The organism is Micromonospora sp. NBC_00389, from assembly GCF_036059255.1.
GTDB lineage: Bacteria > Actinomycetota > Actinomycetes > Mycobacteriales > Micromonosporaceae > Micromonospora.
In genome coordinates this window covers 5,250,190-5,276,677 of record NZ_CP107947.1, presented here as the reverse complement: position 1 = coordinate 5,276,677, position 26,488 = coordinate 5,250,190, and the positions used below count along the sequence as shown (strand labels likewise).

The window sequence follows — 26,488 nt, the reverse complement described above, 5'->3', positions numbered from 1 at the left end:
GGTGGTGCTCTCGGTGACACCCAGAACTCTGTCGGGTCCCGCTTACGATTCGCTTCAGGTGCCCTTACCCGCGTCCGTAACCGGGTCGGTCAGCGGGATGGGCAACGCCTGCGCGGCCGCCGTGCCGCCACCGACCGAGTGCGCTGGCGCGGGGCGGTCGCCGGTGCGGCTGTGCAGTCGCCCGCGTCCGGCCGGCCCGGCGCGCCGGGTCACCTCGCAGGTCACCATCCGCACCGGCGGTGGCGGCGCGGTGAAACGGCCCACTCCCCACCGCACCCAGATCGGGATGCGGCCGGCATCCGCCTCCGCCCGCAGCTTCTGCACCGTACGGGCCCGGTCGGTGTGGTCGACCTCGACCACCACCGGCGGGCCGTCGGGGCGGGCGCACGCCACGTCGAGGACGGAGTGCCGCTGCTCCAGCGGCGGTGGCAACGGCAGGACGCTGGGGGCGCGCCGGTAGACCCGCCAGCCCTGGGCCTCGGCCCACCGCACCACCGACTCGATCACCCTCGCGGTGACCTCGTCGGTGTCCAGGTCGACGAAGGTCAGGTCGTCCAGCCAGCGGCCCAGGTCGGCGGCCAACCGCTCGCCCTCCGCCATGACCTCCACCGGCGCAGGATAACGCCTGAGCCGGAGCTGGTCGCGGTCACGGCGGGGCGCCGGCTGACCAAGGCGGCGGTGACCGGCCCGTCAGCGACCACGTTCAGCGACGCAAGCGACGCGAGCAGGGGCCGTCATGGTCGGCACGGAGCAGGCAGCGGCGGCGGCCGCCGGGCAGCAGGAGGTCGCAGAAGACGCGGTGGCGCAGGAACTGCTGATCTTCCTCGGACACCGTGGTCTCCCCCGGGTCCGTCATCGGCAGCGGGGTCAGCCAGCGGCCGATGATCCGGGCCAGGCGCTGCGCGGCGGCCAGGTCGGAGGCGACGACCGGCAGGTGGACGACGTACCGCCGGCTCATCGCCGCCGACCCTGCGCGAGCCGCAGCCGCGCGACCTCCCGGCGACTCTCGGCGAGGGCCGCGTGCAGCGCAGCCATGTCGACGGCGACGCGGTCGAGCCAGGCGTACACCTCGGCGGGGTCGAGGCCGCGGCGCCCGAGCCGGGCGGCCGGGAAGCGGCGCTCGCCCACCTGCCACGGCAGCAGGCCGGGGTACGTCGAGTGTGGTCGTTGGTGACGGATACTCACGTCGGGCCGCCTTCCTGGTCGCCTGTGGTCATCCTGTGACCGTGCGCAGCGAAGACGCAACTTCCTACACCGCAATTTCCCTGTTGTGCATTGACTTTCTTTCCTGCACCGCGTACGTGTTGCGAGAACGCGTAACGCAGCGTTGCGATATGGAATCAGGGAGTGTGCGGATGGCCGAGGACATCGGATCGACCGTGCCGCGTCGGCAGCTCGGGCGGCTGCTGCGGCAGTACCGCAACGAGGCCGGGGTGACGCTCGACGCCGCCGCGGAGGCGTTGGAGTACAGCCGACAGAAGATCTGGCGCATCGAGTGCGGCACCGGCTCGGTCCGGGTGCTCGACGTCAAGGCGATGTGCGACCTGTACGGGGTCTCGCCGGAGATGACCGAGGCGATGCGCGGGCTCGCCGTCGAGACGAAGTCCAAGGGTTGGTGGCACGCCTACGGCGACGCGGTGCCGAGCTGGTTCGAGCTGTACGTGGGCCTGGAATCCGCCGCGTCCCGCCTGAGGGGGTACGACGAATCGCTGATCCCCGGGATCTTGCAGACGCGGGCATACGCCGATGCTCTCTTCCGCCTGGGACGGATGCTCAGCGACGACGAGCGAGAGCAGGCCGTCGAGGTGCGGCTACAGCGGCAGGCGTTGCTCACCCGCCGGCTTCCCGCTGCTCCCCGGCTTGAGGCGGTGCTGTCCGAGGCGGTGCTCCGTCGCACGGTCGGCGGTCAGACCACAATGGCCGCGCAGCTCGACCACGTCCTGAAGCTGGCCGAGCTGCCGACCGTGTCCGTCCGCGTGCTGCCGCTGGCGGCCGGCCCGCAGCCGGGGGCGGTGGCCGGAACCTTCATGATCCTGGACTTTCCGCCCGGCAATGGCGGCCGGGCCGTGCCGGAACCATCGGTCGTCTACAGCGAGTCGCTGACCGGTGCGCTGTACCTCGACAAGCCCGACGAGTTGGCCGCCTACGAACGAGTGTGGCGAGGGCTGGATTCGCTCTCGCTTCACGAGGCAGAATCGAAAGACATGATCAAAAGGATCACCGGGGAGATACGGCATGACTGACCTGACCGGCGCCGTCTGGCGCAAGAGCACCCGCAGCGGCGACAACGGCGGCGCCTGCGTCGAGGTCGCCACCAACCTTCCCGGCGTCGTCGCCGTGCGCGACAGCAAGCACCCCGCCGGTCCGTCGCTCGCCTTCACCCCGGACGCCTGGGCGGCGTTCGTCGTGGCCGTCAGCGCCCCGGGAAGGCATTCGATTGGCTGACCGCCAGGCTCCGGTCGCCGACCGGGACGTCCGGATCGTGCCGGCCAACGAGGCGTCGTGGGACGACCTCCAGGAGATTCTCGGCAGCGCCGACGCGGGCCGGTGCCAGTGCCAGTGGTTCAAGGTCCCGGGCTGGCTGTGGCGGGCCTCCACCCCCGAGGGGCGCGTCGCGTCGTTCCGGGAGCAGACGAGCTGTGGCGAGCCGGATGCCCCGACCACCAGTGGACTGGTCGCGTACCTCGATGACCACCCGGCGGGCTGGGTGGCGGTGGAGCCGCGGACGGCGTACCCGAAGCTGCGCAACCAGCGGGTTCCCTGGCTCGGCCGCGACGAGGACAGGGACGACGACGGGGTCTGGGCGGTGACCTGCCTGGTGGTCCGCAAGGGCTTCCGGGGTCGCGGCCTCACCTATCCCCTGGCCCGCGCCGCGGTCGACTTCGCGCGGGAGCGCGGTGCCCGGTCACTGGCGGCGTACCCGATGCTCGCCGAGGCGGGCAAGCAGATCACCTGGGGTGAGGCGCACGTGGGGGTGCGGCAGATCTTCGAGGACGCCGGGTTCAAGGAGGTCAGCCACCCCACCCTGCGGCGGGTCGTGATGCGGATCGACTTCGCCGACGACGCGGGGCCAGCGGCGGCGGTCGCCCCTTCCGGCGCACGGACCGGCATGGACGCCGTGCGGGATTGAGCGCGATACCTCACAGGTATGAATATGACTCTGAGGTATCACGCTCACCGGACCACGACCACCCCCGCCGGTCCGCTCCCCGTCGACCAGCGGGACCGGGGTCAACGCCGCCGCCACTCCCAGCGACGCGGGCCGGCCGAGCCTTGTGACGTCGCCTTTTCCCGGACCACCATCTCGGCCGCCACGCGCAGCTTCAGGGCGGGCTGCTCGCCGGCCGGCCCCAGCAGCTCCACCAGTCGGATGCCGAGCCCCAGCACCATCTCGGCGCGGTCGAAGTCGCGGATCAGCGCCAGGCACTGCGCGTACACCCCGTAGGTGTTGGCCAACTCCCAGAGGCTGAGCGGGCGCAGCGGGTCGAGCAGCCCCTGGCGCAGCTCGCAGGCCCGCGACGCGGCGAGCGCCGCCTCCCGGATGCTGTCGTCCGAGGCGGGCCGCGTGACGGCCCGGTGCAACAACGAGGTCGCCTGGTTGTGGTAGGCCGTGCCCATCGCCTCCCTGGTGCGCGGCCCTGCGGACGGCGGGGAGCCGGTGAGCAGCCCCACCGCCACAGCCCGCTCCACCAACTCCAGCCGCGTGGTGGGCTGCCCGGCGGCGAACGCGACCTCCGCCAGGTCCACCAGCGCGGTGATCAGCTCCGCGAGCGCCTCGTCCCGTGGCGGGTCGGCCACGTTTCCACCCTCGGCTGCCACCGCGTCGTTCACCCGCTCGAAGAGCGTGACCGCCTCACCGCCGGGGGCCATCCCGTCGGCGGCCCGACCACGCGCGGACAGCAGCATCCCGCGCCGCCACAGTGCCCGGGCCAACTGCTGCTGATCGCGCCGGTCCACCCGACCCGGACCCTGCACGGCCTGCCGGTAGGCGTCGATGACCTGAATCCACAGCCGGTCCGCTTCCGCCCAGGTGTCCTGCCGCGTCGAGTGCTCCCGCGCCCGCTCGAACAGCCTTTCCCGCTCGTCCGGTCCCATCTCCCGCACCGCCCTCCGGGGTAGCCACCCGTGACGCCCTCGCCGCTAACAGTGAACATCATCGATTCTATGGCGACGGCGGCACACCCGGCTTCACTCCGGGCAGCGAGTCTTCACTGGGTTGCGGTCACGATGCAGCGGCGCAACGGGGCCATCGCCTCGGGTGGGCCATCGACGGTGACGCCGCTCGTCTCGCCGGCCAACTCCCGGCCCCACAGCCAGCGCAGCAATGCCGTGGGCGGGCCGCTCACGGTCACGTCGGCGGCGTCGGCCGCGCCGTCGGTCACGCGGAGCAGCCCCGGCCCGGTACGCACCGACCACGCCCCACCGTCGGTGCGCACCGTGTACGTCCAGCCCGGCGAGTCGGCCAGGATCTCGCTGAAGGCGCTGGCCCACTCGGCCACCGAATACTCCACGAACACTTTGAGCAGCTCGTCGATGCCGTCAACGGCGAGGTCGTCCGGAACGGGCGCGACCGGCGCACCGACGCCCAACTCGGCGTCGATGCGGTGGATGACCGTCTCCTGCGCCATCCGTCGGATCCAGAACCCGACGGTCTGGCCCGGCGCGTACCAGGAGCCAGCCCGGTCCTGCGGCTCGTGGGCCGCGAACTCGGCCAGCAGCCCGGCGTACGCCCGGTCGAGCAGCGCCATCGGCTCCTCGGCCGCAAGGTCCGCGGGCGGCCACGGCTCGGGCTCGGCACCCTCGCGAATGGCCAGGGTCTTGTGGAGGTAGACCTCGCCGACATGGTGGGTCAGGTCGGCGACACTCCAACCGGGGCAGCTGGGCACCGCCGCGGTGGGGTCGATGGAGGCGACGGCGCGCAGCCGGGCGAAGTCGTCCGTGAGGCAGCCGAGGAATCGGGAAGGCTCCATGCCGGACAGTTCAGCACACGGTACGGATTCGTAGGGGGCACCACCCGCCCGGACCAGGCGGGACAGGCAGACGGGCGGCCCGGTCCGGGCCGCCCGTCCGAGTTGGTCAGGCCGTCGGGCGTACCCGGTAGGCCAGGTGGGTGACCCCGGTGCCCTCGACCACGCTGATCGGCCCGTGAAGCTGGAGCGGCGCGATCTTCAGGTCGGCGAAGAGCGGGATACCGTCACCGAGCAGGACCGGGACGAGGTCGACGTGCACCTCGTCGAGCAGGCCGGCTTGGATGACCTGGGTCGCGATGGTGCCGCCGTTGACCCCGACCTCCTTGTCGCCGGCGATCGTCTTCGCCCGCTCGATGGCGCTCTCGATGCCGTCGGTGACGAAGACGAACGAGTCGTTCTCCGGTTCCCAACCGTCCGGCACGCTGTGCGTGACGACCACGACGGGCACGTCCAACGGATGCCGGCCGCCCCACCCGTTGGTCATGTCGAAGAGCCGTCGACCGACGACCAGCGCTCCGGTCCGCTCGGTGAGATCGCGGATGTGTCGCGCGCTCACGGCGGAGGTCCGGAACGTCAGTTCGGGGGTGGCCGTCGGCGTCTCGACGTCGCCGTTCTCGTACCACTGGAACAGGTACTCGAAGCCCCCGTGGGACGGGTCCGCGATGTAGCCGTCCAACGACATCGTCGCCCCGGTCGTCACCTTCGTCATCGGTCCACTCCTTGGTCTCGGTCGGCCCGGCGCACCCGGCCCTCATCCTGTGGTCGAAGCCGGCACCCCGGTGCTCGACACACCGCCCGACATTCTTTTCCGCCCAGGTCCAACCGACGATCAGCGCGCGTCCAGGTCCCCTCGGTGCGGTGACACGGGCTCAGCGGATCTGCGCGGCGACGGCGACGGCGGCAGCGGTCGCCCCGGTGTCGTTGAGGTGCAGGTGGTCGCCGTGGTCGTACGCCGGGCGCAGGGCGTCCGGGTCGGCCGGGTCGGCGAGGATCCGGTCGAGGTCGACGACCACGTCGTACTCGCCACTGGTCCGGATCCAGTGGTTCAGCTCGTCTCGGAGCGCTTCCTTGTCCGGGGTGTCGTAACCCGTCGCGTTCTTGAGCGGCGGCATCGTGACGCCGATGACGGTGACCCCGCGTGCCCGGGCGGCCTGGATCAATGCCCGATGGCCGTTGACGAGCTGGCCGGCGGTCACCACCGGCGAGGCGCCGCAGCCGAAGTCAGGGTAGCCGCCGGCACCGATGTCGTTGATGCCGATCAGGACGACCGCCGTCCGTACGCCGGGCTGCCCGAGTACGTCGTGCCGGAACCGGCTGACGCCCCGCTCGCCGTAACAGGGCGAGTCGGCGAGCAGTTTGTTCCCGCTGATCCCGGCGTTCACCACGGCGAGCGGGCGACCGGTGGCGACCAGTCGTTCGGCCAACTGGTCCGGGTAGCGGTTGTCGGCGCCGGGAGTGGAGCCGTAGCCGTCGGTTTGCGAGTCGCCGAACGTCACCACCGTGCCCCGGGTACGCGGCGAGCCGGCCACGTCGACTCCGGCAAGGTGGTACCAGGACTGGCTGGTCTCACCGGCGAAGGCGGCGGAGTGGGGATCGAAACGGTGGTCGCCCGGGGCGCGGTAGGTGGTGGTGAGCCCGCTCTGGTGGAAGGTCGCCGGGCCGGTCGGTCCGGCGAAGTACAGCGTCACGGTCAGTGCTTCCAGCGCCCGTACCGGCAGGAGCACCGGGTCGGACGTCTTCTCCGTACCGGCCGCCAGGGTGGTCGACAACCGGCGGTCGAAGGTGACCGGACGCAGCGTGCCGAGCTGCACCGCCGCCCCGGACGTGGGCCGGCCGACGGTGGCACCGGTCAGCCGCAGTGGCTGGCTCCCGTACCGGTTGGACAGCCGGATCCGTAGCAGGGAACCGGCGGCGCTGACCCGGACCACCTGTCGTACCGACTGGTTGGTGAAGCCCGGGACGGACCAGTTCGGTCCGTCCCAGTCGTTGCCCGGCACCGGATGGTGGTGGGCCGCCGACCAGGCCGCCGACCAGCCGGCGGTGGCGTGGCGCTGGGCGGGCTCCGAGGCGGTCGCGACGCCGGCAGGGATGGCGGGTACCAGCAGGAACAGGGCAACGAGTGCGGTGAGGAGGCGGCGTGGCGACGACGACACGGGAATGTCCCTTCGGGAGTGGGCGGATGATCCAACCGGGGTGCCCGGATCGGGGCGGTCGGCCGGTGTGCGTCCACCCTGCGCGGTGGGCTTTACGGTTTCTTTACGGTGACCTGCCGCAGTGCGAGCAGGGCCGGGGATCATGGACCGCGCGCCGGTACCCTCGGCGCAGCTCAGAGGCCGTATCCTGGCCGCCATGCGGTTCGGGGTGCTGGGCCCGTTGACGGTGTGGACCGCAGGCGGCGCCGTGGTCGCCGTCCCGGGGCTGAAGGTCCGGGCCCTGCTCTCCGCATTGCTGCTGCACGAGGGGCAGCCGGTGCCAGCGGATCGGCTCGTCGACTACCTGTGGGGCGACGCTCCGCCAGCAAACGCCGCCGGCGCCCTGTCCGCCAAGGTCTCGCAGTTGCGCCGGGTGCTGGCGGACGCCGAGTCCGGAGGTCGGGAGCTGGTGCGATCACCGCCGCCCGGCTACCGGATCCTGGTCGATCGCGACGAGGTGGACGCTGGCCACTTCCACCAGCTCGTGTCGCAGGCTCGCAGCGAGCAGGATGTCCGGTCCAGGGTCGCGCTGTTCTCGACGGCACTGGCGCTGTGGCGGGGGCCGGCCTTCGCCGACTTCCAGGACGAGCCGTTCATCCGGGCCGCGGCGGCCGCCCTGGAGGAGCAACGGCTCGTCGCCACGGAGGACTGCCTCGAAGCCCGACTGGCGCTGGGCGAGCACGCCGTGGCCGCCGGTGAACTCGGCGACCTACTGGCCCGGCAGCCACTGCGGGAACGCGCACGCGCGCTCCACATGCTCGCCCTGTACCGGGCCGGGCGGCAGTTCGAGGCGTTGAGCAGCTACGAGGAGCTGCGCGTCCAGCTCCGTGACGAGCTGGGGTTGGATCCGGGCCCGGAGGTCGGGGCGCTGCACCGGGCCATCCTCACCCACGATCCGGAGCTGTCCGCGCCGCCCGCACCGGCCGGGTCGGTCATCCCGGTGGCGGCGCCGCCCGCCACGGTGCGAACGAACCTGCCGGCCGCGCTGACCGAGCTGATCGGCCGCGAGGACGCGGTCGACGAGCTGGGGCTGGCGCTGGAGCACAACCGTCTGGTCACCCTCACCGGCATTGGCGGGGTCGGCAAGACCCGGCTCGCCGTGGAGGTCGCCCGCGCCCGGACGCCGACGTACCCGGACGGCGCGTCGTTCGTCGAGCTGGCTGGCCTGGACCGGTCCGACGCGCCGGAGACGCTGGACACGCTGGCCGACCTGGTGCTGGCCGTGCTCGACGTGCGGGACGCCGCCGAGCCGGGCGCACCGGTCACGTCGGTCGACCGCCTCACCCGCGTCCTGAGCGACCGACGGCTGCTGCTGGTCCTGGACAACTGCGAGCACCTGGTGGACCCGGTCGCGGAGCTGACCGCCCTGCTGCTGCGGGCGGCACCGGGGCTGCACGTGCTGGCGACCAGCCGGGAGCCCCTCGGCCTGGCCGGGGAGGTGGTCTGGGCCGTCCCACCGCTGCCGGTGCCCGATCCCGCCGTCGGAACGGACCTGGCCGCCCTGGAGCGGTCCGGTGCGGTCCGGCTCTTCGTCGCCCGGGCGACTTCGGCGGACCGTGGATTCGTGCTCGGTGCGCAGAACGCGGTGGCTGTCGCCACCCTGTGTCGTCGGCTGGACGGGATCCCGCTGGCACTCGAACTGGCCGCCACCCAGGTCCGCGGGCTGGGCGTGACCGGCCTGGTCGGCGGGCTCGACGACAGGTTCCGGCTGCTGAGCGCCCGGCACCGGGGCGTACCGCCTCGGCAACGGACGCTGCTGGCGATGCTGGACTGGAGCTGGCAGCTGCTCAGCGAGCCGGAACGGGTGGTGTTGCGGCGGCTGGCCGCGTACGCCGACGGCGGTCGGATCGACGCGGTGCAAGCGGTCTGCGCGCCCGACGGCGTGCCCGCCGCGAGCGTCGCGGATCTGCTGGCCCGCCTCGTCGACCAGTCGCTGGTCGTCGTCGCGCCACGCGACGGCGTCCCGCACTATCGGCTGCTGGAATCCGTCGCCGCCTACGGCCTGGGCCAGATGGACGCCGCCGGCGAGCTGCGCCACATCCGCGAACGGGCCCACCGCTACCACGCCGATCTGGCCGAGCAGGCGCACGACGAGCTGCACGGCCATGGCCAACGACGGTGGCTGCGGCGACTCGACGCCGAATCCGCCAATCTGCGCGGGGCGCTGGACGCGGCGGTGCGCCAGCATGACGGCGACCTCGCGCTGCGACTGGCCAATGCGCTGAGCTGGTACTGGTTTCTGCGGGGCCGGTTCGCCGAGGCCAGACGCTGGCTCGGGGCAGCACTGGGCTGCCCGCCGGCCGGCGCCACCGCCGCCCAGGCCGCCCGGGCCACGGCCTGGCACCTGGGCTTCTCGCTCCTGTCGGGCGACGTAGCGGACTGGCCGGCGCGCCACCGCGCGGCCATCCAGCGGTACGAGGAGGTCGACGACCCGCACGGCCGAGCCCGGGCTGAGTGGTTCCTCGCCTACTCGGAGATCGACCTCGGTGCGGTGGCGGACACCGGTGCCCTGCTCGACCGCGTCCTGGCCGACGTGCGACTGCTGCGAGACGAGTGGGGGGTGGCCGCCACGCTGAGCCTGCGGACCAAGCACGCGCACATCCGGGGAGATGCGGTGGCGGTGGCGCAGGACGGGGCGGAGAGCGCGGCGCAGTTCCGTCGGCTCGGCGACCGGTGGGGGCTGTTGCAGGTCACGGAGTGGCTCGGCGCCCAGGCGGCCATGTCCGGCGACTACGAGCGGGCGAGCCAGCTGTACCGGGAAGGGCTGCGCGTCGCGGAGGACCTCGGGCTCTGGTTCGAGATGTCCGGCCAGCTCTGTTGGCTCGGCTGGGTGGCGCTGCAGCGGGGGGACTACCCGGCGGCGCGGCAGCTCTGCGGGCGTGGGCTGCGGCTGGCCACCGAGCAGGGTTCACCGCTCGGCATCGTGTTCGCGGAGCTGTGTCTCGCCGCCGTGGCGCGGCGGGAGGGCAGCCTCGACACCGCGGAAGCCCACCTGCGGAATCTGTTGGAAGCCGCCGAGCGGCAGCAGGACGGGCCAGGGCGGCCCCTGTACCTGACCGGGGTCCTGGTCGAGCTGGGGTACGTGGCCGAGCTGCGTGGCGACCTGACGACGGCAACGGCCTGGCACCTGCGTGCCGCCGATGTCGCCCGGGAACTCGGTGCCGACCAGGACCTGGCGCAGGTCCTGGTCGGCCTGGCCGCTGCCGGTGCCGGTGGCGACCGCCCACAGGACGCTGCCCGGCTGCTCGGTGCGGCTGCGGCAGCGCGTGAGGCGACGGCACTGGCGTTGACGCCGGCCGACCGGGCCGACGTCGAGCGGGCAACCGCGACGGCCCGCGCGAGGCTGGGTGACGACGACTTCGCCGCCGCCCACGAGCAGGGGCGGCGGCTGTCGAGCGAGGAGATCCGCGACCTCGTGCACCGGTCGGGGCCGGCAGCCCTACGCCTCTAGGCCTTCGCGGCGGCGTGCGCCAATCAGTGGGACTTCATGAGGTCGACCAGCTGGTCCAGCGCAGCGCCCCAGCCCTCGTGGAAGCCCATCTCCTCGTGCGACTTCTTCGCCGACGCGTCGGCGTGGATCGCGATGGCGGTGTACCTCGTGCCGGCACCCGCCGGCTCCATCCGGACGACCGCGGTGAACGGGAAGCCGTCCGCGGAGATCTGCGGGCGGAAACCGGGGCCGAGGCCGGAGGTGAAGACCAGCGTCCTGCCCTCCTCCGCCACCAGGATGCAGCCGCTGCTCGGGTACTCCTCGCCCTCCGGCGAGCGCATCGTGGTGTCGAACCTGCCACCGGGCTGCAGGTCGATCTCGCAGGCGATGGTCGACCAGGGCTTCGGCGTGAACCACTGCATGAGCAGCTCGGGGGTGGTCCAGGCCCGCCAGACCAGCTCGGGCGCCACATCGACGGTCCGCTCCAGGACGAGGTCGAGCTCCGGGTTCACGGTGTAGACGGTCATTGCTGCTGCTCCTTCAGGTCGTAGAGAAGCGAATCGAGTTGGTCGAGCCGCCGGGTCCACCGCGCGCGCTGCACGGCGAGCCAGGTGTCGAGGCGTTCGAGCGGCTGGGGCGCGAGCCGGTAGGTGCGCACCCGGCCCTTCTTTTCCGACGTCACCAGGCCGGAGCGCTCAAGAACGTTCAGGTGCTGGGTGAACGACGGCAGTGCCATGTCAAACGGGCGAGCCAGGTCGCTGGTCGTGGCCGGCCCCTGGCCGAGGCGCTCGACGACCTGGCGGCGGGTGGGGTCGGACAGCGCGTGGAACACGCCGTCCAGAGCGGCGTCGATCGGGCCGCTCCCCTCCCGCACATGCTTAGCCATGTGCCTAACTATGCCGTCGCACATCACTTAGGTCAAGCCCTAAGTGATGACGCCGCGGCCAGCCGCCGGCCACCGAAGATCCATCGAGGCCCGCCGCTCGGCAGTTCGCAGGAGATCGGAACCGGTCGTAGCGTAGGGCGCATGCGAACCACCACGCTGGGCAGTGCGGGCCCCGAGGTCGGCGTCATCGGTCTCGGGTGCATGGGCATGAGCCACGGGTACGACATCACCGGCCCCCGGGACGACGACACGTCGATCTCCGTCATCCGACAGGCGCTGGACCTGGGCGCCACCCTGATCGACACGTCGGACGTATATGGGCCGTACACCAACGAAGAGCTGGTCGGCCGGGCGTTGGCCGGCGGCCACCGGGAGCGGGCCGTCCTGGCCACCAAGGTCGGGCTGGTGGTCACCTCCCCCACCGGTGGCCCCGGCAACTCGCCGACCATCGGCAACAACGGCCGCCCGGAGCACATCCGCGCGGCGATCGACGACAGCCTGCGCCGGCTCGGCACCGACCACGTAGACCTCTACCAGCTGCACCGGGTCGACCCCGACGTGCCCATCGAGGAGTCCTGGGGTGCGATGGCGGAGGTCGTGGCGGCGGGCAAGGCCCGACAGCTCGGCCTGTCCGAGGTGACGGTGGCCCAGATCGTGCGGGCCCAGGCGGTGCACCCGGTGGCGTCGGTGCAGTCGGAGCTGTCGCTGTGGACGCGCGATCCGTTGACCGAGGTGCTGCCGTACTGCGCCCAGCAGGGCATCGCCTTCCTGCCGTTCTCCCCGCTGGGCCGAGGCTTCCTCGCCGGCCGGTTCACCTCGTTCGACGATCTGCCCACCGACGACTTCCGGCGTGGCCTGCCGCGATTCCAGCAGGACGCGCTGCGCGTCAATCTCGCCATCGTCGGCCGGGTCCGCGAGATCGCCGATCGGGCCGGGGTCAGCCCCGCGCAGGTCGCCCTCGCGTGGGTGGTCGCCCAGGACCGCTACATCATCCCGATCCCCGGCACCAAGACCCCGAAGTACCTGGTGGACAACAGCGCGGCCGGCGACGTGCGGCTCAGCGCCGAGGACCTGGCCGACCTCGACGCCCTGCCCTCGCCCGAAGGCAGCCGTTACTGAGGCTCGACGCCTCGTCGCGGGCCGGCCGGCGGGACCGGGGAGCGGGCAACGGCCCGCCCCCGGTCAGCCGGGCCGGCGCGCGGTGACCGGCGGGCCGAACTGCACCCCGACGCCGGGGGAATACAGCACGCTGACCGGCGGCCCGGCCGGCGCCGGCAGCCCGGCCGCGGTGACCAGTTCGTCGTCCAGGTGCAGCAGCTCGGCCCGGTGCAGCGGCCAGCGCGGGTGCCAGTTCGGCAGGTGCAGCGTGCGCCCGTACGCCCGGGTGTGCAGCCCCCAGCGGGCGGTGACGAAGTGCTCCAGCGGCGTCGGGTCGGCGATCCGCTCCCCCACCCGGACCGCCATCCGGCTCGTCGTCCCGGCCGGGCCGGGCCAGCGGCGTCGGCACCGATAGGCGAGCCGGTCACCGTCGCGGTCCAGGCGCATCGACGACCACAGGTACGGCAGCCGCAGCGTCGCCCGGGCGACCAGCACCGGGACCAGCCGGGACGCGTCGAGCGACCGGAACACCACCGCACGCCGGCCGGTGTCGTCGACCGAGTAGAGCCGGACGTTGGTCTCCCAGAAGGTGCCGAAGTACGGCACCCCCGGGCCCCGGCCGAGGCCCAGCCCGACCATCCGGAAGCCGATCAGGCCGACGTAGCTGACACCGTCCAGGGTGTCCGGTCGGGTGCCGGCCGGCAGCAGTGGCGCGACGAGCTCCGGCGCGACGGGCCAGTGCAGGAAGGTGAGATCCTCCCAGCGCTGCCGCAGGACGGCCCGGGGGAACGTCTGCTGGGGCTCGCAGTCGACCGGCTCGATGTCCACCCCGTCATCCTGCCCTGGCTCACGCGTGCGGACCGACAGCCACCGTGCCGATGGTCAGCGACGGAGTGCCTTCCAGGATCTGGCCGACTCGCTCGACCTGCTCCTCCAACGCCTCCCGTTGGCCGGCGCCGAGCGCCCGCAACGGCTCGACCGTGACCTGGATGGTGCGGCCGGAACGACGGTGGTGCCACACCCCGGCGACCGTGCCGTCGACCAGCAGCACCGGGTAGTTGCCGGCCTGCCCACGGGCCAGTGCCCGCTCGGCGGCCGCCCCTGGGAAGAGCAGTTCGCGCGGGTGGCAACCCACGGTGTACGCGTCGAAGTAGGGCAGCAACCGCAACCCGGTCGGCCGGTCGTCCGGAAAGTCGGTGTCACCGGCCGCCACCCACGCCCGCGTGCCCGCCACCGTCACGGCCGCCAGGTCCAGTGACTCGAACAGCTTCACCGCCCACGGCGCGGGTACCGCCAGCCACCGGGCGAACTGCGCCGGGGTGGCCGGCCCGTACGAGTACAGGTAGCGCCGGACGAGGTCGGCCAGCGCGGCCGGGCCGTCCATCGGGGCGAACCCGGGCAACCAGCGGGCCGGGCTGGTGTACGTGGTGGCGCGGGCGCGGTTGGGGCCGAAGCAGATGGCCCCGCTCCGGGTTGCGGCCCCCATGGCGGCGATCCACCGGGGCCACTTGTCCTGGAACGCGTCGATCACCCGCTCGCCGGCCCAGGGACCGGTGCGAGCGACCACCTGCTCGGTCAACTCGGCGGTGGTCAGCTCGGCCTCGGCCAGGGCGTCGGCGATGGCCCCGATCACCTGCGCGGTCTGCTCGGTGGTCAGCAGGTTTTTCTCGTGCGCTGGGATCGGCAGCGCCGACAGCGCGCCGGTCCACATCGGCAGGTCGGCGGCGGCGAGCAGGTGCACGGTCCCGCGCGGCCCGCGGCTCTTGACCACGGTGCGGTCCGTCCACACTGCCTGCCGCACCAGGGTACGGGTGGCACCCGGGACCCGTAGCCCGACGGACAACTCGGCGGCGGCGGCGACCTGGGCATGCGCCCCGCACATCACGGACACCACGGCGGCGACCGCGTCCGCGGCCGGCTCGGATCCCGCCTCGGTCGACCCCGCCGTGAGCGCGTGCCGCTCCAGGCGCCGGGCGCACACCTGCGCCCAGCTCACGTCGGTCATCGCAGGCCCGCGAAGAAGGCACGGATGTCCGCCGCGTGCGCCAACGGCTCATCCATGGCCACGAAGTGGCTGCCCGGGTTGCCCTCCGGCCAGTGGACGATGGTGTTGTCCTGCTCGGCGAGGCGCCGCATCAGCGCGGACCCGCCGCCGTACACGCCGGACGGCACCCGCTGCTGTCCCCTGGGCCAGGCGAACCCGCCGTCGTCAGCCAGCGTGAGACGCTCGTACATGGTCCACGAGGACGACCCCGACGTGCCGGTGAACCAGTAGAGGCTCACGTTGGTGAGCAGGTGGTCCCGGTCGATGGCTTGCTCGGGGGTCGGAACCGTCATGGTGAACTCCTTGAACTTCTGCATCATCCAGGCCAGCAGCCCGACCGGCGAGTCGGTCCAGGCGTACGAGAAGGTCTGTGGCGCGGCCCGCAGCAGCGCGTGATGGTCCACGCCGCCGCTCATCCACTGCTGCATCTGCTCCCACTCGGCGCGTTCCGCCTCGGTCATGCCTGGTACGTCGGCGGCGGTCGGGAAGCCGAACCCGCCGTTGATGTGCACGCCCACCACCTGCTCCGGCGCCACCGTCGCCACCTCCGGCGCGATGTACGCACCGAGGTCGCCGCCCTGGGTGCCGTAGCGGTGGTAGCCGAGGCGGGTCATCAGCTCGGCCCACATCCGGGCGACCCGGTCGACCGTGAACCCGTCCGGTGGCGCCTGCGAGAAACCGTAGCCGGGCACCGACGGCACGACCACGTGAAACGCCTGCGCCGGGTCCGCACCATGGGCACGCGGGTCGGTCAGCGGGCCGATCAGCTCGGTGAACTCGACCACGGAGTTCGGCCAGCCGTGCGTCAGCAGCAACGGCAGCGCGTCCGGCTCCGGCGAGCGGACGTGCAGCAGGTGCACGTCCAGCCCGTCGATCTCGGTGACGAGTTGCGGGAACTCGTTCAGCCGCGCCTCGTGCACCCGCCAGTCGTAACCGTTCGCCCAGTACTCGGCCAGCTCGCGGAGGTAGTCCACCGGCACCCCCCGGCTCCAACCGGTGCCGGGCAACGAGCGCGGCCACCGGGTGCGGGAGAGCCGGTCACGCAGGTCGTCGAGGTCCGATTGCGGGATGTCGATGCGAAATGGCGTCATGCCGGCCACGCTACGACCCATGTAGGTCAGGTTCTGACACACATCGCTGGCATTCTGGAGCCATGTCCGACACCCCCGCCCGGCTGCTGGGCCTGCTGTCGCTGTTGCAGACCCCGCGCGAGTGGCCCGGCAGCGAACTGGCCACCCGGCTCGGCGTCAGCCTGCGCACCATCCGCCGCGACGTCGAGCGGCTGCGCGACCTCGGCTACCCGGTGCAGGCCACGATGGGCGCGATCGGCGGGTACCGCCTGGTCGCCGGCACGGCGATGCCGCCGCTGCTGCTCGACGACGAGGAGGCGGTGGCGATCGCGGTTGGCCTGCGTACCGCCGCCGGTCACGCGGTGGTCGGCATCGAGGAGGCCTCGGTACGGGCGCTGGCGAAGCTCGAACAGGTGCTGCCGTCCCGGCTGCGCCACCGCGTCAGCGCGCTGGGGGCGGCCACCGAACCGCTGCTCACCTGGGGCCGGCCGACGGTCGACCCCGAGCACCTGAGCGCGCTGGCCGCAGCCGTCACCAACCGCGAGCAGCTGCGGTTCACCTACCGCCGGCGCGACGGCGTCGGCGGCGAGCGGCTGGTCGAGCCGTACAAGCTGGTGTCGGCGGGCCGCCGCTGGTACCTGGTGGGCTACGACAATGACCGGGGCGACTGGCGGATGTTCCGGGTCGATCGGATCAGCGCGCAGCGGACCACCCGGACGCGTGTCCCGCCCCGCCCGCTGCCGGCCACCGACGCCGCGGCGTTCGTGACGGAGAAGCTGCTGGAGCTCACGCCCGTCTACCGGGCGGTGGTGATCCTGCACGCACCGGTCGAGCGGATGGCCGGCCCGCTCGGCGGCTCCCCGGTCGACCTGGAGCCGATCGACGCCGCCAGTTGCCGGCTGCGCAGCCACGCCGACACCCTGGACTGGCTGGCGTGGCGCCTGCTGACCCTGGGCTGCGAGTTCGAGGTGCACGAGCCACCGGAGCTGATCGCGTACCTCCGCGAGATCGGCGGCCGGGCGACCCGCGCGGCCCGCCCGCAGCCCGGGTAGGCGTGGTGGAGCTGCTGGAACGCTGATCCGTTCCGCGCGTCGTACCCCGAGGTCCGCCCGCCGTGCCCGGCCGGCCCCTCGGGATGCGGTGCCGGCGGGCGGTCATAGGCTGGTCCCATCGCTGCACCGTGACGAAGAGGAGACCACCGTGAGCCAGACCGAGCGGATGGATTCCGTCGAGGAGTGGAACGTGGCCGAGGACGACGGAGTCCTGGACACCTCCGACACCCTGGACGACGACCGCGTCAGCGACCCACTCGACACCGGCATCATCGCCGAGGACCACTGGACGGCCGCGAACCGGTTCGGCACCACGCCCGCCGAGGAGCGGGCGGGCGAGTCCTTGGAGCAGCACCTCGCCCAGGAGGAGCCGGACCTCGACCCGTACGCCGAGGGCGGCGACGACGAGGACGAGCTGACCCGCCGGGGGTACGAGCGCGAGGCGCGCGCGGGCCGTCTCGTCGCCTACGACGAGGGCCTTGGCGAGGACGAGGAGGCCGAGTCGGTGGCGTGGGACGCCGGGATCGACGCGGGCGCCGCCAGCGCGGAGGAAGCCGCGATCCACCTGGTCGAGGACCCTGACGGGCCCGGGGACGGCCCGCTTCGCTGAGCGCCGCGCCGCCGCGCTCAGCACCACGAGGGGCGCTGAGCGCGGCGGGCGGGGTCGATCAGTGGATGACGACGGGTGCCTTGGCCAGCTCGCCCTGGTCGTCGAGCGGCTGCGCGGGCTGGCGCCGGCGCGGCAGCAGGGCAGCCGGGATGAAGGTGAGCAGCACCAGCGCGAACGCGACCCAGAACGTGGTGGCGAACGACTTGGCGGCGAAGTCGAGCCCGCGCTCGATGAGCGACGGGTCCACCGGCATCTGCTGGAGCAGCTCCGGCCGCTGCTGGGAGGCGATGGCCAGCCCGGCCTCGGTGACCGGTTCACCGCTCGGGTCCACCAGCCCGGGGATCGGCCGGGAGCCGTTCAGCTCGTTGGTGAGGATCACCGACATCACCGCGGCGCCGATCGACCCGCCGATCTGCTGGAGGATGTTGACCAGCGTCGAGCCGCGAGCCACGTCGTGGGCCTGCAACGTCCGCAGCGCCGACGTCATGATCGGCATCATCGTGCCGCCCATGCCCAGGCCCATCACGAACAACGAGCCGCCGAGCAGCCAGTACGAGGTCTGCGGGTCGACCTGGGTGAAGGTGAAGAACCCGGCGACGATGAGCGCCAGCGCGAACGGAACCGTGCGACCGATGGGCACCCGGTCGGCCAGCGTGCCGGCGATCGGCATGGTGATCATCGCGCCGATGCCCTGCGGCGCCATCAGCAGACCGGCCGCCAGCGTCGTCTCGCCGCGCACCTGCAGGAAGTAGCTCGGGAACAGCAGGCCGGCGCCCATGAACGCGATGATGAAGACGAACAGCGTCAGCGAGGCGATGGTCAGGTTGCGGTTGGTGAACAGCCGCAGGTCGAGCAGCGGATGCCGGGGCTTGAAGGAGTAGAGCACGAACGCCACCACCAGCGCGGCGCCGACCAGCATGGGAGCCCACACCTTGGTCTCGGCGAAGGTGCCCGTCTCCGGCAGTGACGAGATGCCGTAGAGGAAGAGGGCGAGCCCCGGCGAGAGCATCAGCATGCCGACGAAGTCGAACGACTCCGACGGCTCGGGGGCGTCCTTCGGCAGCGCCATCTGCGCGTAGATCAGCGCGACGACGCCGATCGGCAGGTTGATCAGGAAGATCCAGTGCCAGCTCGCGGCGTCGATCAGCCAGCCACCGAGGATCGGGCCGCCGATCGGCCCGAGCAGCATCGGGATGCCGAGAACCGCCATCAACCGGCCGATCCGGTGCGGCCCGGCCGCCCGGGTCATGATGGTCATGCCCAGCGGCATGAGCATGCCGCCGCCGAGGCCCTGCAGGACGCGGTAGCCGATCAGCTCGCCGATCGTGTCGGCGGTGGCGCAGAGCCCGGACCCGATCGTGAACAGGGCCAGCGCCACCATGTAGAGGCGTTTGGTGCCGAACCGGTCGGCCGCCCACCCGCTGAGCGGGATCACTGTGGCCAACGCGAGGGTGTAAGCGGTCATCGTCCACGCGACGCGGGCGTAGGACGCGTCGAACTCGCTCTGGAAGGTGGGCAGCGCCACGCTGACCACCGTCACGTCGAGGATCGACATGATCGCGCCGAGGACCACGACGCCGGCCACCTTGAGCACCGCGGCGTCGAGCTTGTCCGATGTCGCGACGGATTGCTGTGTCACAAACTCTCCTGAAGTCGGTTGAGCCGCCGAATGGTGGGTGGTGGCGGCGGTGCCGCGCCAACCAGGCGCGGGACGCGACGCACCGAGGCGACGACGCGCGCAGGCAGACTAACCGGCAGCACCGACGGTTCGCCGCCGGTTTTACGACCACAGCGGCGGCGCGTCCGATCAGCCCCCCGACTGGAACCGGACGTCGGGGTGTCGCTCACCGAGCGGACCGCCCGGCCACCGTCGAGGGCAGCCGGGCCAGGGTGGCCCGATATGGGAGGCGCGGCGCCGGACGGCGACCGGTCAGGCGGTGATCATCGGCACGGCGGCGGTCAGCGCCCAGTCGTGCCCGATGTCGGCCGCCGCGCGCAGCAACTTCGGCAGGTGGTCGTCGAGCAGCGTCTCCAGCGACGTCTCGGCGGCGTGCACGGTCACGTTGATCGCGGCGACGACCCGGCCGTCGCCGTCGCGCACACCGGTGGCGACGGACCGGATGCCCGGAGCCAGATCCTGGTCGGCGAGGGCCCAGCCCTTCGCCCGGACCTCGCGCAACACGGCGTCCAGTTCACTTGGCGAGGGCTGCCAGCGGGGCGTGATGCCGGAGCGGGTCGGCTCGGCGAGCACGGCGGCCAGCGTCTCCGGCGGCAGGCCCGCGAGCAGCACCTTGCCCATCGACGTCGCGGGGGCCGGGAAGCGGGTGCCGATGGTGACGGCGAGCGTGACGATCTTCGGTACGGCCACGCGCGCGACGTAGACGATGTCGCTGCCGTCGAGCTGGGCCATCGAGGTCGACTCGTTGGTCTGGGCGACCAGCTTCTCCATGTGCGGGCGGGCCACGTCCCACATGCTCAGCGCGTTGACGTACGCCATCCCCAGTTCCAGGACACGCGGGGTGAGGGCGTGGCCACGGCCGACCGCGCGGACGTAGCCCAGCGACTCGAGGGTGATGAGGATGCGCCGGACCGTGGGCCGGGCCAGGCCGGTGGCGGCGGCGATCTCACTGAGCGTCGTCGACGGGCAACCGGGACGGAAGGAGCGCAGGACGTCGAGACCACGGGCGAGTGCCTCGATGAAGTCGGGTGCAGCGCCCCTTCCGTTGTCACTCATGCGCTCAATGCTTCCACTGCGCCGAGCCGGCGTCCCACTCGGTGTACTGGTACGGGTTCTCCAGGATCGCGGTCTCGGGGATGTCCGGGTTCATGCCCCGCTGCCACGCCTCCTCCCCCATGGTCTCGCGGAGGTGATCGATGGTGGCGGCCACCTTGGCCCGCGCGGCGGCGAGGTCGACGTCGACCAGGCGGCCGTCGCGCTTGACCACCCGACCGCCCACCAGCACGGTGTGCACGTCGCCGCGTTGGGCCTGGAAGACGACGTGACCGTGCGGGTTCAGGATCGGGAACATCACCGGCGAGGCGTCGTTCTTGATCAGGACGACGTCGGCCTGCCGGCCTGGGGTGAGGGCGCCGATCGTGGAGTCCATGCCGAGGGCGCGGGCACCGCCCCGGGTGGCCCACTCGACGACCTGCTCGGCCCGCAGGTGGCAGTGGGTGATGGTGTCCTGCTTGGCGTGCGCCTCCAGGTGCTCCCGGGACCGGTCGGCGCCGAGCGTGCTCCGCATCGCCGAGAAGAGATCCCCGCTCCACCACACGCTGGTGTCCATGGAGAGCGACACCGGGATGTCGTGGTGGCGCAGCTGCCAGGTGGGCGGGTAGCCCTGCCCGGCGCTCTGCTCACTCTCGGTCGAGACGGAGACGGAGCCGCCGGTGGCGGCGATCCGGTTGTACGAGTCGTGGGTGAGCGTCGCGGCGTGCACGTAGACGGTCGAGGGGTTCATGAAGCCGTGCTCGTGCATCAGTCGGATGCCGTCGTCGTTGGTGGCGCCCCACACACCGGCGTGCGTGGTCACCGCAGCGCCCAGTTCCCGAGCCACCTCGAAGGCGGCCCGCTCCGGGAAGGCGGGATCGCCGGTGACGTCGAACGCCATCTGGAAGCCGGCCAGCTTGCCGCCGTCGATCCGGCGACGGTGGAAGTCGCGGAACTCCGGCGAGGCGGCCCACTCCCACGGACCCTGCTGGATGTTGCCGTAGGCGAGCACGAACCGTCCGGGCACCGCCTCGAGGGCGTCGACAGCCGCGTCGGCGTGGTCGGGTGTCTGCAGGCCGTGCGACCAGTCGACGGTGGTCGTGACGCCCGCGTCGATCGCCTCGATGGCGCCGAGCAGGTTGCCGGCGTACACGTCCTCGGGCCGGAACAGCTTGCCGGACTCCAGGTAGTACCAGACGAAGTACTGCGTCAGGGTCCAGTCGGCGCCGTACCCGCGCATGGCGGTCTGCCACATGTGCCGGTGGGTGTCCACCATTCCGGGCATGAGGATGCCGTCGGTGGCGTCGATCTCCAGGGCGTCGTCGGGAGCGGTGAGGCCGACGCCGACCTCCGCGATCCGGTCGCCGATGACCAGCACGTCGGCGCCGGGCAGCACCGTGTGTGCGTCGTCCATGGTGAGAACCAGGCCGTTGCGGAAGACCACCGGCCGGTCGGTTGCGCTCATCGCCACCCATTCCTTTCGGGTACGAGGGATCCGGACCGTTGTCCGCTGTGCGGCCAGCCCGAGTGGCGCAAGTGTGGTACCGGTCACGATTCGTGTCAAGGGCGTGTTTCGGTGCGGTGAACCGGCCGTTGACAGCCCCCGTGCGGTGACGCAAGCTGTTTCGGCGGACAGGTGTCCGCAGAACGGGCGGAAACATGGTGCAGCATTCGACGGGGCCGCTGGCCGGCCTGCTCGTCGCGGACTTCTCCCGGATCCTCGCCGGGCCGTACGCGACGATGCTCCTCGCAGACCTGGGCGCGCAGGTGATCAAGGTGGAGAGCCCCGGTGGCGACGACACCCGCACCTGGATGCCGCCCACCCGCGACGGCGTCTCGACGTACTACCTCGGCATCAACCGCAACAAGCGGTCCATCGCCCTCGACCTCAAGGACCCGGACGACCTGGCGGCCGCACAGGAGCTGGCCCGCCGCGCCGACGTGATGATCGAGAACTTCCGGCCCGGCGGCCTCGCCCGGTTCGGCCTCGACTACGACAGCGTCACCGCCGGCAACGAGAAGATCGTGTACGCGAGCATCAGCGGGTTCGGCACCGGCGCCGGCAGGGACTTCCCCGGCTACGACCTGATGGTGCAGGCGATCTCCGGGCTGATGAGCCTCACCGGTGACCCGGACGGCTCGCCGTACCGGGCCGGCATCTCCGTCTTCGACGTGATGGCCGGCCTGCACGCGAGCATCGGCATCCTCGCCGCGCTGCACCACCGCGACACGACCGGGCAGGGTCAGCACGTCGAGGTCAACCTGCTCAGCTCCGCGCTGTCCGGACTGGTCAACCACTCCAGCGGCTACGTCGCCGGCGGCACCGTCCCGTTCCGGATGGGCAACGCGCACCCCAGCCTCTTCCCGTACGAGCCGATGCCCACCGCGGACGGCGAGCTGATCGTCATCGCCGGCAACGACGGGCAGTTCCGCAAGCTCTGCCAGGTGCTCGACCTGCCCACCCTCCCCGACGACCCGCGCTTCGGGCGCAACCAGGACCGCACGGCCAATCGCGAGCAGTTGCGGCCCCTGCTCGTCGAACGGCTCGCCAAGCGCACCAAGGACGAGTGGTTCCGGGACCTGCTCGCCGCAGGTGTCCCCTGCGCGCCGATCAACACCATCGACGGCGGCGTGGCGCTCGCCCAGGAGTTGGGGCTGGACCCGGTGGTCGCCGTCGGTGACGTGCCGGGGGTCCGCAACCCCATCACCTTCTCCGACACCCCGGCCCGGTACGAGCTGCCGCCGCCCGGGCTCGACGAACACGGCGAGGAGATCCGCGCGTGGCTGAAGAACTGAGCTTCCCGACCGGGATCGGCACGTCCGACCCGACCACCATCTCGCTGCTCGGACAGGACCTGGCCAACGACCTGATGGGCAAGGTCGGCTTCGGCGAGCTGGCGTACTGGCTGGTCGCCGGCCGCCGTCCCACCCCGGGCGAGGTACGGGTGTTCGAGGCGGTGCTGGTGGCGCTCGCCGACCACGGCTTCACCCCGACGGCGATCGCGGCCCGGCTGACCTACCTCTCCGCGCCCGAGTCGCTGCAGGGCGCACTCGCCGCGGGCCTGCTCGGCGGTGGCTCCCGCTTCCTCGGCGTCACCGAGGACTGTGGACGCTTCCTCGCCGACACGCTCGCGCAGGCCGGCGAGGTCACCGACTACGACGCGGTGGCACTCGACGCCGTCACCCGGGCCAAGCAGGAGCGCCGGCTGGTCCCCGGGCTCGGGCACCCCGTGCACAAGGAGCAGGACCCGCGCACTCCCGTACTGATCCGGATCGCCACCGAGGAGGGCCTGTACGGCCCTCACCTCCGGCTGTTCGAAGCGATCGGACGGGTGCACCCGCAGGTGCTCGGCCGTACCCTGCCGCTCAACGGCGCCGGCGTCTGCGGCGCGGCGCTCGCCGACCTCGGTCTCCCCGTCGAGATGCTGCGCGGTTTCGCCCTGCTGGCCCGCGCGGCCGGGCTGCTCGGGCACCTCGCCGAGGAGCGACGCCGGCCGCTCGGCATGGACATCTACCGCACCGTGGACCGCAACGCCGTCTACGAACCCTGACCCCCCTGCTGCAGCGAAAGGAGTGGCATGGCAACCGTCGTCGCGGTCATCGCCTCCACCCACCACCCCTTCTACTACCGGGCCAGCACGGCCACGGGCGAGGACCGGCCCCCGTTCGCCGACGAGTGGACCAGCAAGATCCTGGCCTTCCGTGAGACGTTGACGCGGGCCAGGCCCGACGTGCTGGTGATGGTCGGCTCAGACCACTTCCACCAGCTCTGGCTGGACAACATGCCGCAGTTCCTGGTCGGCAAGGCGCCCAGCTACGACGCCAACTGGTACAACGAGGAGCGCGAGTTCGGTCTGCCCCGGATGCTGCTCAAGGGTCAGGAGGACCTCTCCGGGCACATCCTGCGGGCGGGTCTCGACGCCGGCTTCGACCTCGCGTTCAGCAACGAGCTGCGGATCGACCACAGCATCACCTGCCCGATCATCACGTTGCGGCCCGAGGCCGACCTGCCGATCGTGCCGATCTACACGAACATCTTCGCGCCGCCCCTGCCGCAGCCGAAGCGCTTCGTCCAGTTGGGCGCGGCGATCCGGGAGATCGTCGAGTCGTGGCCGTCGCACCTGCGGGTGGCCATCATCGGCACCGGCCACCTCTCGCTCGAACTGGGCGGGCCGCGGCAGTTCGGCCCGCACGGCCCGGACCCGGAGTTCGACCAGCGGGCGGTCGAGTGGATCGCCAATGGCGACCTCGACGGGTGCCTGCGTGAGGTCACCCTGGACAGCCTGCACTCACCCGGCAACGCCACCCACGGCTTCATGGACTTCATGCTCATGATGGGCGTGGCCGGGGCCGGCGCGAAGGCCGACCACGTCGACACCCTCGATCTGTTCCACACCATGGAGGCGTACTTCACCTGGTACCCGAACGGAGCGCCGGCGGCATGAGCAAGTACCTGCTGAACAAGTTCCTCTACATGGTCGACCGGGATCCAGAGCTGGTCGAGCGCTACCGGAGCGAGCCGCGCGAGCTGGTCGCCTGGTGGGAGGCCGAGTGCGCCAACACCGTGCTCAACTCCCACAGCGGCGAGGCGAGCACCTGGCTGCGCCTCGACGACGTCGAGCGTGAGGCGCTGGCCACCCACGACCACGTGAAGCTGTTCGAGTTGGGGGCGCACCCGTTCCTCACCCTGACCCTCTTCATCGCCGTCTTCGAGCGGGACAACACCGAGCCGCTGGAGTACCAGAAGTCCTACGGCGCGCGGCTGGCCCACTTCGCGCTGCCCTACCCGGACATCGCGACGTGATCCGCGCGGCCCTGCTCAGCGCCTGCGGCACGCCACCGACGATCGCCGAGCGACCGGCCCCCGTGCCGGCCGACGGCGAGGTGGCGATCACGGTCGAGGCGGTGCCGATCACCCCGCTCGACGTGCTCTGCGCCAGCGGGACCAGCTACTTCGGCACGCCGGCCACCCCGTACGTGCCGGGCGTGCAGGGTGTCGGCCGGCTCGCCGACGGCACCGGAGTCTGGTTCGGCACCTCGGCCGGGATGAAGCCCGGGGTCGACGGCAGCATGGCGACCACGGTCGCGGTGCCCACCGCCGACGTGGTGGCGCTGCCGCCCGACGTACCGCTGACCCTGCTCGCCGCCCTGGGCCTCTCCGCCGTCGCCGCGCACGCAGCCCTGACCCACGCCGGCGGCCTCGCGGCCGGCGAACAGGTCATCGTGCTCGGCGCCGGTGGTGTGGTCGGTCAGGCGGCCGTCCAACTGGCCCTGCTCTCCGGGGCGCGCCGGGTGATCGCCGTGACCCGTTCCGCTGCGGCGCGGTCCCGGGCCGAGGAACTCGGCGCCGCGGTCTCCGTCCCGCTGCTCCCGGACGACGACGTCGCGTCCCTGGCCGACCGGCTGCGCGACGCCGCCGACGGTCCTGTCGACCTCGTCCTCGATCCGGTCTTCGGCGTCCCGGCCGCGGCGGCGCTGCGGGTGCTGCGCCCGGCTGGCCGCCTGGTCAACCTGGGCAGCGCCGCGGGCGCGACCGCGCCGATCGAGTCCGCCGTTCTCCGCAGCGGATCGTTGCGGATGATCGGCTACACCAACAACGCGCTGTCGGCCGAGCAGCGGGCGGCGTCGCTGGCCGTGGTGGCCGGGCACGCGGCCGCCGGTCGACTCACCGTCGACCACGAGACCGTGCCGTTCGCCTCGGTCGCGGACGCCTGGTCCCGGCAGGACAACGGCACGGCGGCTGGCCGCCTCGTCCTCGCGCTCTGACCAGGCCCGGCCCCAGCCAGGGATCGTGAATCCCTGGATGAACCGCACCTGGTTGGGGCTCGGCGCCGATGCCACGGTCGGTCCATGACACCTGCCACCTACACCGTCACCGGTCACTGGATCGGTGGCGAGATCGTCGCCGGCTCGGCCGGCGCCCTTCCCGTCGTGAACCCGGCGACCGGCGACGTGGTCGCCGAGGCCCCGGCCGGCACCGCCACGGACGTCGACCGCGCCGTCGCCGCCGCTCGGGCCGCCTTCCCCGCCTGGGCGGCGACCACGCCGCAGCAGCGGGCGGACGTGCTGCGCCGCCTCGGCGCCGGCCTCACCGCCCGCCAGGAGGAGATCGCCGGGGCGATCACCGCCGAGATGGGCTCACCGATCACCATGTCCCGGACCGCCCAGGTCGCCTTCCCGGCCGCGGTCATCGAATCCGTCGCCGGTCTGGCCGAGGACTTCGCCTGGACCGAGGAGATCGGCACCTCGCTGATCGTCCGTGAGCCGATCGGCGTGGTCGGTGCGATCACGCCGTGGAACTTCCCGCTCCAGCAGGTCGTCTCCAAGCTGGCACCGGCGCTGCTCGCGGGCAACACGGTGGTCCTCAAGCCGTCCGAGAACGCCCCGCTGACCGCACGGATCCTCGCCGAGGTGGCGACCGAGGCG

Annotated in this window: 27 protein-coding genes and 1 pseudogene; 13 read left to right on the top strand and 15 right to left on the bottom strand. The window is 72.2% G+C overall.

All coding sequences use genetic code 11. The annotated features are described in order from the left end of the window. Nucleotides 1-54: 54 nt before the first annotated feature. The 3 genes from OG470_RS24910 to OG470_RS24900 form a co-directional block, all read right to left on the bottom strand. On the bottom strand, nucleotides 55-609 hold the full coding sequence (locus OG470_RS24910) for a hypothetical protein (RefSeq protein WP_328415952.1): 555 nt from the start codon (nucleotides 607-609) through the stop codon (nucleotides 55-57). A 94-nt stretch (nucleotides 610-703) separates the two neighbouring features. Beyond that, nucleotides 704-958, bottom strand: a complete 255-nt coding sequence (locus OG470_RS24905) for a hypothetical protein (RefSeq protein WP_328415950.1) — start codon at nucleotides 956-958, stop codon at nucleotides 704-706. Then, a complete protein-coding gene (locus OG470_RS24900; protein WP_328415948.1) occupies nucleotides 955-1,185 on the bottom strand; it encodes a DivIVA domain-containing protein in 231 nt (76 codons plus the stop codon). Before OG470_RS24900 ends, OG470_RS24905 begins: the two co-directional genes overlap by 4 nt. Nucleotides 1,186-1,355: 170 nt before the next feature. Between OG470_RS24900 and OG470_RS24895 the strand changes: the two genes are divergently transcribed. The 3 genes from OG470_RS24895 to OG470_RS24885 are packed head-to-tail and all read left to right on the top strand — an operon-like array spanning nucleotide 1,356 to nucleotide 3,130. Next, nucleotides 1,356-2,243 carry a helix-turn-helix domain-containing protein gene (locus OG470_RS24895; RefSeq protein ID WP_442931211.1) on the top strand — a complete coding sequence of 296 codons (888 nt, stop codon included), beginning with the start codon at nucleotides 1,356-1,358 and terminating at the stop codon, nucleotides 2,241-2,243. Beyond that, the gene (locus OG470_RS24890; protein ID WP_328415945.1) at nucleotides 2,236-2,445 is read left to right on the top strand and encodes a DUF397 domain-containing protein; all 210 of its coding nucleotides are present in this window, start codon (nucleotides 2,236-2,238) and stop codon (nucleotides 2,443-2,445) included. The genes OG470_RS24895 and OG470_RS24890 overlap by 8 nt, the downstream gene beginning before the upstream one ends. Beyond that, nucleotides 2,438-3,130, top strand: a complete 693-nt coding sequence (locus OG470_RS24885) for a GNAT family N-acetyltransferase (RefSeq protein WP_328415943.1) — start codon at nucleotides 2,438-2,440, stop codon at nucleotides 3,128-3,130. Before OG470_RS24890 ends, OG470_RS24885 begins: the two co-directional genes overlap by 8 nt. A gap of 101 nt (nucleotides 3,131-3,231) precedes the next feature. Here the strand turns inward: OG470_RS24885 and OG470_RS24880 are convergent, their stop codons facing one another. The 4 genes from OG470_RS24880 to OG470_RS24865 form a co-directional block, all read right to left on the bottom strand. Then, the gene (locus OG470_RS24880; RefSeq protein ID WP_328415941.1) at nucleotides 3,232-4,104 is read right to left on the bottom strand and encodes a hypothetical protein; all 873 of its coding nucleotides are present in this window, start codon (nucleotides 4,102-4,104) and stop codon (nucleotides 3,232-3,234) included. A gap of 104 nt (nucleotides 4,105-4,208) precedes the next feature. Then, complete coding sequence (locus OG470_RS24875) at nucleotides 4,209-4,970, bottom strand: maleylpyruvate isomerase family mycothiol-dependent enzyme (RefSeq protein ID WP_328415940.1); 762 nt, start codon at nucleotides 4,968-4,970, stop codon at nucleotides 4,209-4,211. 106 nt (nucleotides 4,971-5,076) lie between these two features. Beyond that, complete coding sequence (locus OG470_RS24870) at nucleotides 5,077-5,679, bottom strand: dihydrofolate reductase family protein (protein ID WP_328415938.1); 603 nt, start codon at nucleotides 5,677-5,679, stop codon at nucleotides 5,077-5,079. A 160-nt stretch (nucleotides 5,680-5,839) separates the two neighbouring features. Continuing rightward, nucleotides 5,840-7,123 (bottom strand): SGNH/GDSL hydrolase family protein, encoded by a 1,284-nt coding sequence (locus OG470_RS24865; protein WP_328415936.1) that lies wholly within the window; start codon nucleotides 7,121-7,123, stop codon nucleotides 5,840-5,842. Between the two features lie 196 nt (nucleotides 7,124-7,319). Between OG470_RS24865 and OG470_RS24860 the strand changes: the two genes are divergently transcribed. After that, nucleotides 7,320-10,613 (top strand): BTAD domain-containing putative transcriptional regulator, encoded by a 3,294-nt coding sequence (locus tag OG470_RS24860; RefSeq protein ID WP_328415934.1) that lies wholly within the window; start codon nucleotides 7,320-7,322, stop codon nucleotides 10,611-10,613. A gap of 23 nt (nucleotides 10,614-10,636) precedes the next feature. Here the strand turns inward: OG470_RS24860 and OG470_RS24855 are convergent, their stop codons facing one another. Both OG470_RS24855 and OG470_RS24850 read right to left on the bottom strand, forming a co-directional pair. Further along, nucleotides 10,637-11,119 (bottom strand): SRPBCC family protein, encoded by a 483-nt coding sequence (locus OG470_RS24855; protein WP_328415933.1) that lies wholly within the window; start codon nucleotides 11,117-11,119, stop codon nucleotides 10,637-10,639. After that, nucleotides 11,116-11,478 (bottom strand): ArsR/SmtB family transcription factor, encoded by a 363-nt coding sequence (locus OG470_RS24850; protein ID WP_328415932.1) that lies wholly within the window; start codon nucleotides 11,476-11,478, stop codon nucleotides 11,116-11,118. Before OG470_RS24850 ends, OG470_RS24855 begins: the two co-directional genes overlap by 4 nt. Before the next feature lie 141 nt (nucleotides 11,479-11,619). Between OG470_RS24850 and OG470_RS24845 the strand changes: the two genes are divergently transcribed. Beyond that, nucleotides 11,620-12,597: an aldo/keto reductase gene (locus OG470_RS24845; RefSeq protein WP_328415930.1), complete on the top strand. Its 978-nt coding sequence runs from the start codon at nucleotides 11,620-11,622 to the stop codon at nucleotides 12,595-12,597. A 63-nt stretch (nucleotides 12,598-12,660) separates the two neighbouring features. Here OG470_RS24845 and OG470_RS24840 read toward each other — a convergent pair whose 3' ends face one another. Genes OG470_RS24840 through OG470_RS24830 form a run of 3 tightly spaced genes read right to left on the bottom strand, consistent with a single transcriptional unit; the run spans nucleotide 12,661 to nucleotide 15,711 of the window. Beyond that, nucleotides 12,661-13,404 carry a YqjF family protein gene (locus OG470_RS24840; protein WP_328415928.1) on the bottom strand — a complete coding sequence of 248 codons (744 nt, stop codon included), beginning with the start codon at nucleotides 13,402-13,404 and terminating at the stop codon, nucleotides 12,661-12,663. A gap of 19 nt (nucleotides 13,405-13,423) precedes the next feature. Next, nucleotides 13,424-14,572, bottom strand: a complete 1,149-nt coding sequence (locus OG470_RS24835; RefSeq protein WP_328415927.1) for a winged helix DNA-binding domain-containing protein — start codon at nucleotides 14,570-14,572, stop codon at nucleotides 13,424-13,426. Between the two features lie 5 nt (nucleotides 14,573-14,577). After that, nucleotides 14,578-15,711, bottom strand: coding sequence for an epoxide hydrolase family protein (locus OG470_RS24830; RefSeq protein WP_328415925.1), 1,134 nt, complete (start codon nucleotides 15,709-15,711; stop codon nucleotides 14,578-14,580). Nucleotides 15,712-15,773: 62 nt separating this feature from the next. On the opposite strand from OG470_RS24830, the gene OG470_RS24825 reads away from it, so the two are divergent. Both OG470_RS24825 and OG470_RS24820 read left to right on the top strand, forming a co-directional pair. Next, nucleotides 15,774-16,742, top strand: coding sequence for a helix-turn-helix transcriptional regulator (locus OG470_RS24825; protein WP_328415922.1), 969 nt, complete (start codon nucleotides 15,774-15,776; stop codon nucleotides 16,740-16,742). A gap of 148 nt (nucleotides 16,743-16,890) precedes the next feature. Beyond that, entirely contained in the window at nucleotides 16,891-17,352 is a 462-nt protein-coding gene (locus OG470_RS24820) for a DUF5709 domain-containing protein (protein ID WP_328415920.1), read from the top strand. A 58-nt stretch (nucleotides 17,353-17,410) separates the two neighbouring features. On the opposite strand, the gene OG470_RS24815 is transcribed toward OG470_RS24820, so the two are convergent. The 3 genes from OG470_RS24815 to OG470_RS24805 form a co-directional block, all read right to left on the bottom strand. Continuing rightward, entirely contained in the window at nucleotides 17,411-18,991 is a 1,581-nt protein-coding gene (locus OG470_RS24815) for a DHA2 family efflux MFS transporter permease subunit (RefSeq protein ID WP_328415918.1), read from the bottom strand. A 291-nt stretch (nucleotides 18,992-19,282) separates the two neighbouring features. Then, nucleotides 19,283-20,086 carry an IclR family transcriptional regulator domain-containing protein gene (locus tag OG470_RS24810; RefSeq protein WP_328415916.1) on the bottom strand — a complete coding sequence of 268 codons (804 nt, stop codon included), beginning with the start codon at nucleotides 20,084-20,086 and terminating at the stop codon, nucleotides 19,283-19,285. A gap of 4 nt (nucleotides 20,087-20,090) precedes the next feature. Continuing rightward, entirely contained in the window at nucleotides 20,091-21,527 is a 1,437-nt protein-coding gene (locus OG470_RS24805) for an amidohydrolase family protein (RefSeq protein ID WP_328415914.1), read from the bottom strand. 194 nt (nucleotides 21,528-21,721) lie between these two features. On the opposite strand from OG470_RS24805, the gene OG470_RS24800 reads away from it, so the two are divergent. From OG470_RS24800 to OG470_RS24775, 6 genes and pseudogenes are all read left to right on the top strand, one after another. Continuing rightward, nucleotides 21,722-22,858, top strand: coding sequence for a CaiB/BaiF CoA transferase family protein (locus OG470_RS24800; RefSeq protein ID WP_328415912.1), 1,137 nt, complete (start codon nucleotides 21,722-21,724; stop codon nucleotides 22,856-22,858). Further along, the gene (locus tag OG470_RS24795) at nucleotides 22,843-23,613 is read left to right on the top strand and encodes a citryl-CoA lyase (protein ID WP_328415910.1); all 771 of its coding nucleotides are present in this window, start codon (nucleotides 22,843-22,845) and stop codon (nucleotides 23,611-23,613) included. Before OG470_RS24800 ends, OG470_RS24795 begins: the two co-directional genes overlap by 16 nt. 27 nt (nucleotides 23,614-23,640) lie before the next feature. Then, on the top strand, nucleotides 23,641-24,507 hold the full coding sequence (locus tag OG470_RS24790; RefSeq protein WP_328415908.1) for an extradiol ring-cleavage dioxygenase: 867 nt from the start codon (nucleotides 23,641-23,643) through the stop codon (nucleotides 24,505-24,507). Continuing rightward, nucleotides 24,504-24,866, top strand: a complete 363-nt coding sequence (locus tag OG470_RS24785) for a hypothetical protein (protein WP_328415906.1) — start codon at nucleotides 24,504-24,506, stop codon at nucleotides 24,864-24,866. The genes OG470_RS24790 and OG470_RS24785 overlap by 4 nt, the downstream gene beginning before the upstream one ends. After that, nucleotides 24,863-25,828 (top strand): quinone oxidoreductase family protein, encoded by a 966-nt coding sequence (locus OG470_RS24780; RefSeq protein WP_328415904.1) that lies wholly within the window; start codon nucleotides 24,863-24,865, stop codon nucleotides 25,826-25,828. Before OG470_RS24785 ends, OG470_RS24780 begins: the two co-directional genes overlap by 4 nt. A gap of 84 nt (nucleotides 25,829-25,912) precedes the next feature. Further along, nucleotides 25,913-26,488, top strand: a pseudogene (locus OG470_RS24775) (aldehyde dehydrogenase family protein); the annotation flags it as partial.

What these genes read in the sequence shown, in the direction of transcription:
- OG470_RS24890 (WP_328415945.1), top strand. Translation starts at nt 2,236, where the DNA reads ATGACTGACCTGACCGGCGCCGTCTGGCGCAAGAGCACCCGCAGCGGC.
- OG470_RS24805 (WP_328415914.1), bottom strand. Translation starts at nt 21,527, where the DNA reads ATGAGCGCAACCGACCGGCCGGTGGTCTTCCGCAACGGCCTGGTTCTC.
- OG470_RS24860 (WP_328415934.1), top strand. Translation starts at nt 7,320, where the DNA reads ATGCGGTTCGGGGTGCTGGGCCCGTTGACGGTGTGGACCGCAGGCGGC.
- OG470_RS24855 (WP_328415933.1), bottom strand. Translation starts at nt 11,119, where the DNA reads ATGACCGTCTACACCGTGAACCCGGAGCTCGACCTCGTCCTGGAGCGG.
- OG470_RS24895 (WP_442931211.1), top strand. Translation starts at nt 1,356, where the DNA reads ATGGCCGAGGACATCGGATCGACCGTGCCGCGTCGGCAGCTCGGGCGG.
- OG470_RS24875 (WP_328415940.1), bottom strand. Translation starts at nt 4,970, where the DNA reads ATGGAGCCTTCCCGATTCCTCGGCTGCCTCACGGACGACTTCGCCCGG.
- OG470_RS24825 (WP_328415922.1), top strand. Translation starts at nt 15,774, where the DNA reads ATGTCCGACACCCCCGCCCGGCTGCTGGGCCTGCTGTCGCTGTTGCAG.
- OG470_RS24845 (WP_328415930.1), top strand. Translation starts at nt 11,620, where the DNA reads ATGCGAACCACCACGCTGGGCAGTGCGGGCCCCGAGGTCGGCGTCATC.
- OG470_RS24870 (WP_328415938.1), bottom strand. Translation starts at nt 5,679, where the DNA reads ATGACGAAGGTGACGACCGGGGCGACGATGTCGTTGGACGGCTACATC.
- OG470_RS24790 (WP_328415908.1), top strand. Translation starts at nt 23,641, where the DNA reads ATGGCAACCGTCGTCGCGGTCATCGCCTCCACCCACCACCCCTTCTAC.
- OG470_RS24785 (WP_328415906.1), top strand. Translation starts at nt 24,504, where the DNA reads ATGAGCAAGTACCTGCTGAACAAGTTCCTCTACATGGTCGACCGGGAT.
- OG470_RS24800 (WP_328415912.1), top strand. Translation starts at nt 21,722, where the DNA reads ATGGTGCAGCATTCGACGGGGCCGCTGGCCGGCCTGCTCGTCGCGGAC.
- OG470_RS24810 (WP_328415916.1), bottom strand. Translation starts at nt 20,086, where the DNA reads ATGAGTGACAACGGAAGGGGCGCTGCACCCGACTTCATCGAGGCACTC.
- OG470_RS24850 (WP_328415932.1), bottom strand. Translation starts at nt 11,478, where the DNA reads ATGGCTAAGCATGTGCGGGAGGGGAGCGGCCCGATCGACGCCGCTCTG.
- OG470_RS24905 (WP_328415950.1), bottom strand. Translation starts at nt 958, where the DNA reads ATGAGCCGGCGGTACGTCGTCCACCTGCCGGTCGTCGCCTCCGACCTG.
- OG470_RS24830 (WP_328415925.1), bottom strand. Translation starts at nt 15,711, where the DNA reads ATGACGCCATTTCGCATCGACATCCCGCAATCGGACCTCGACGACCTG.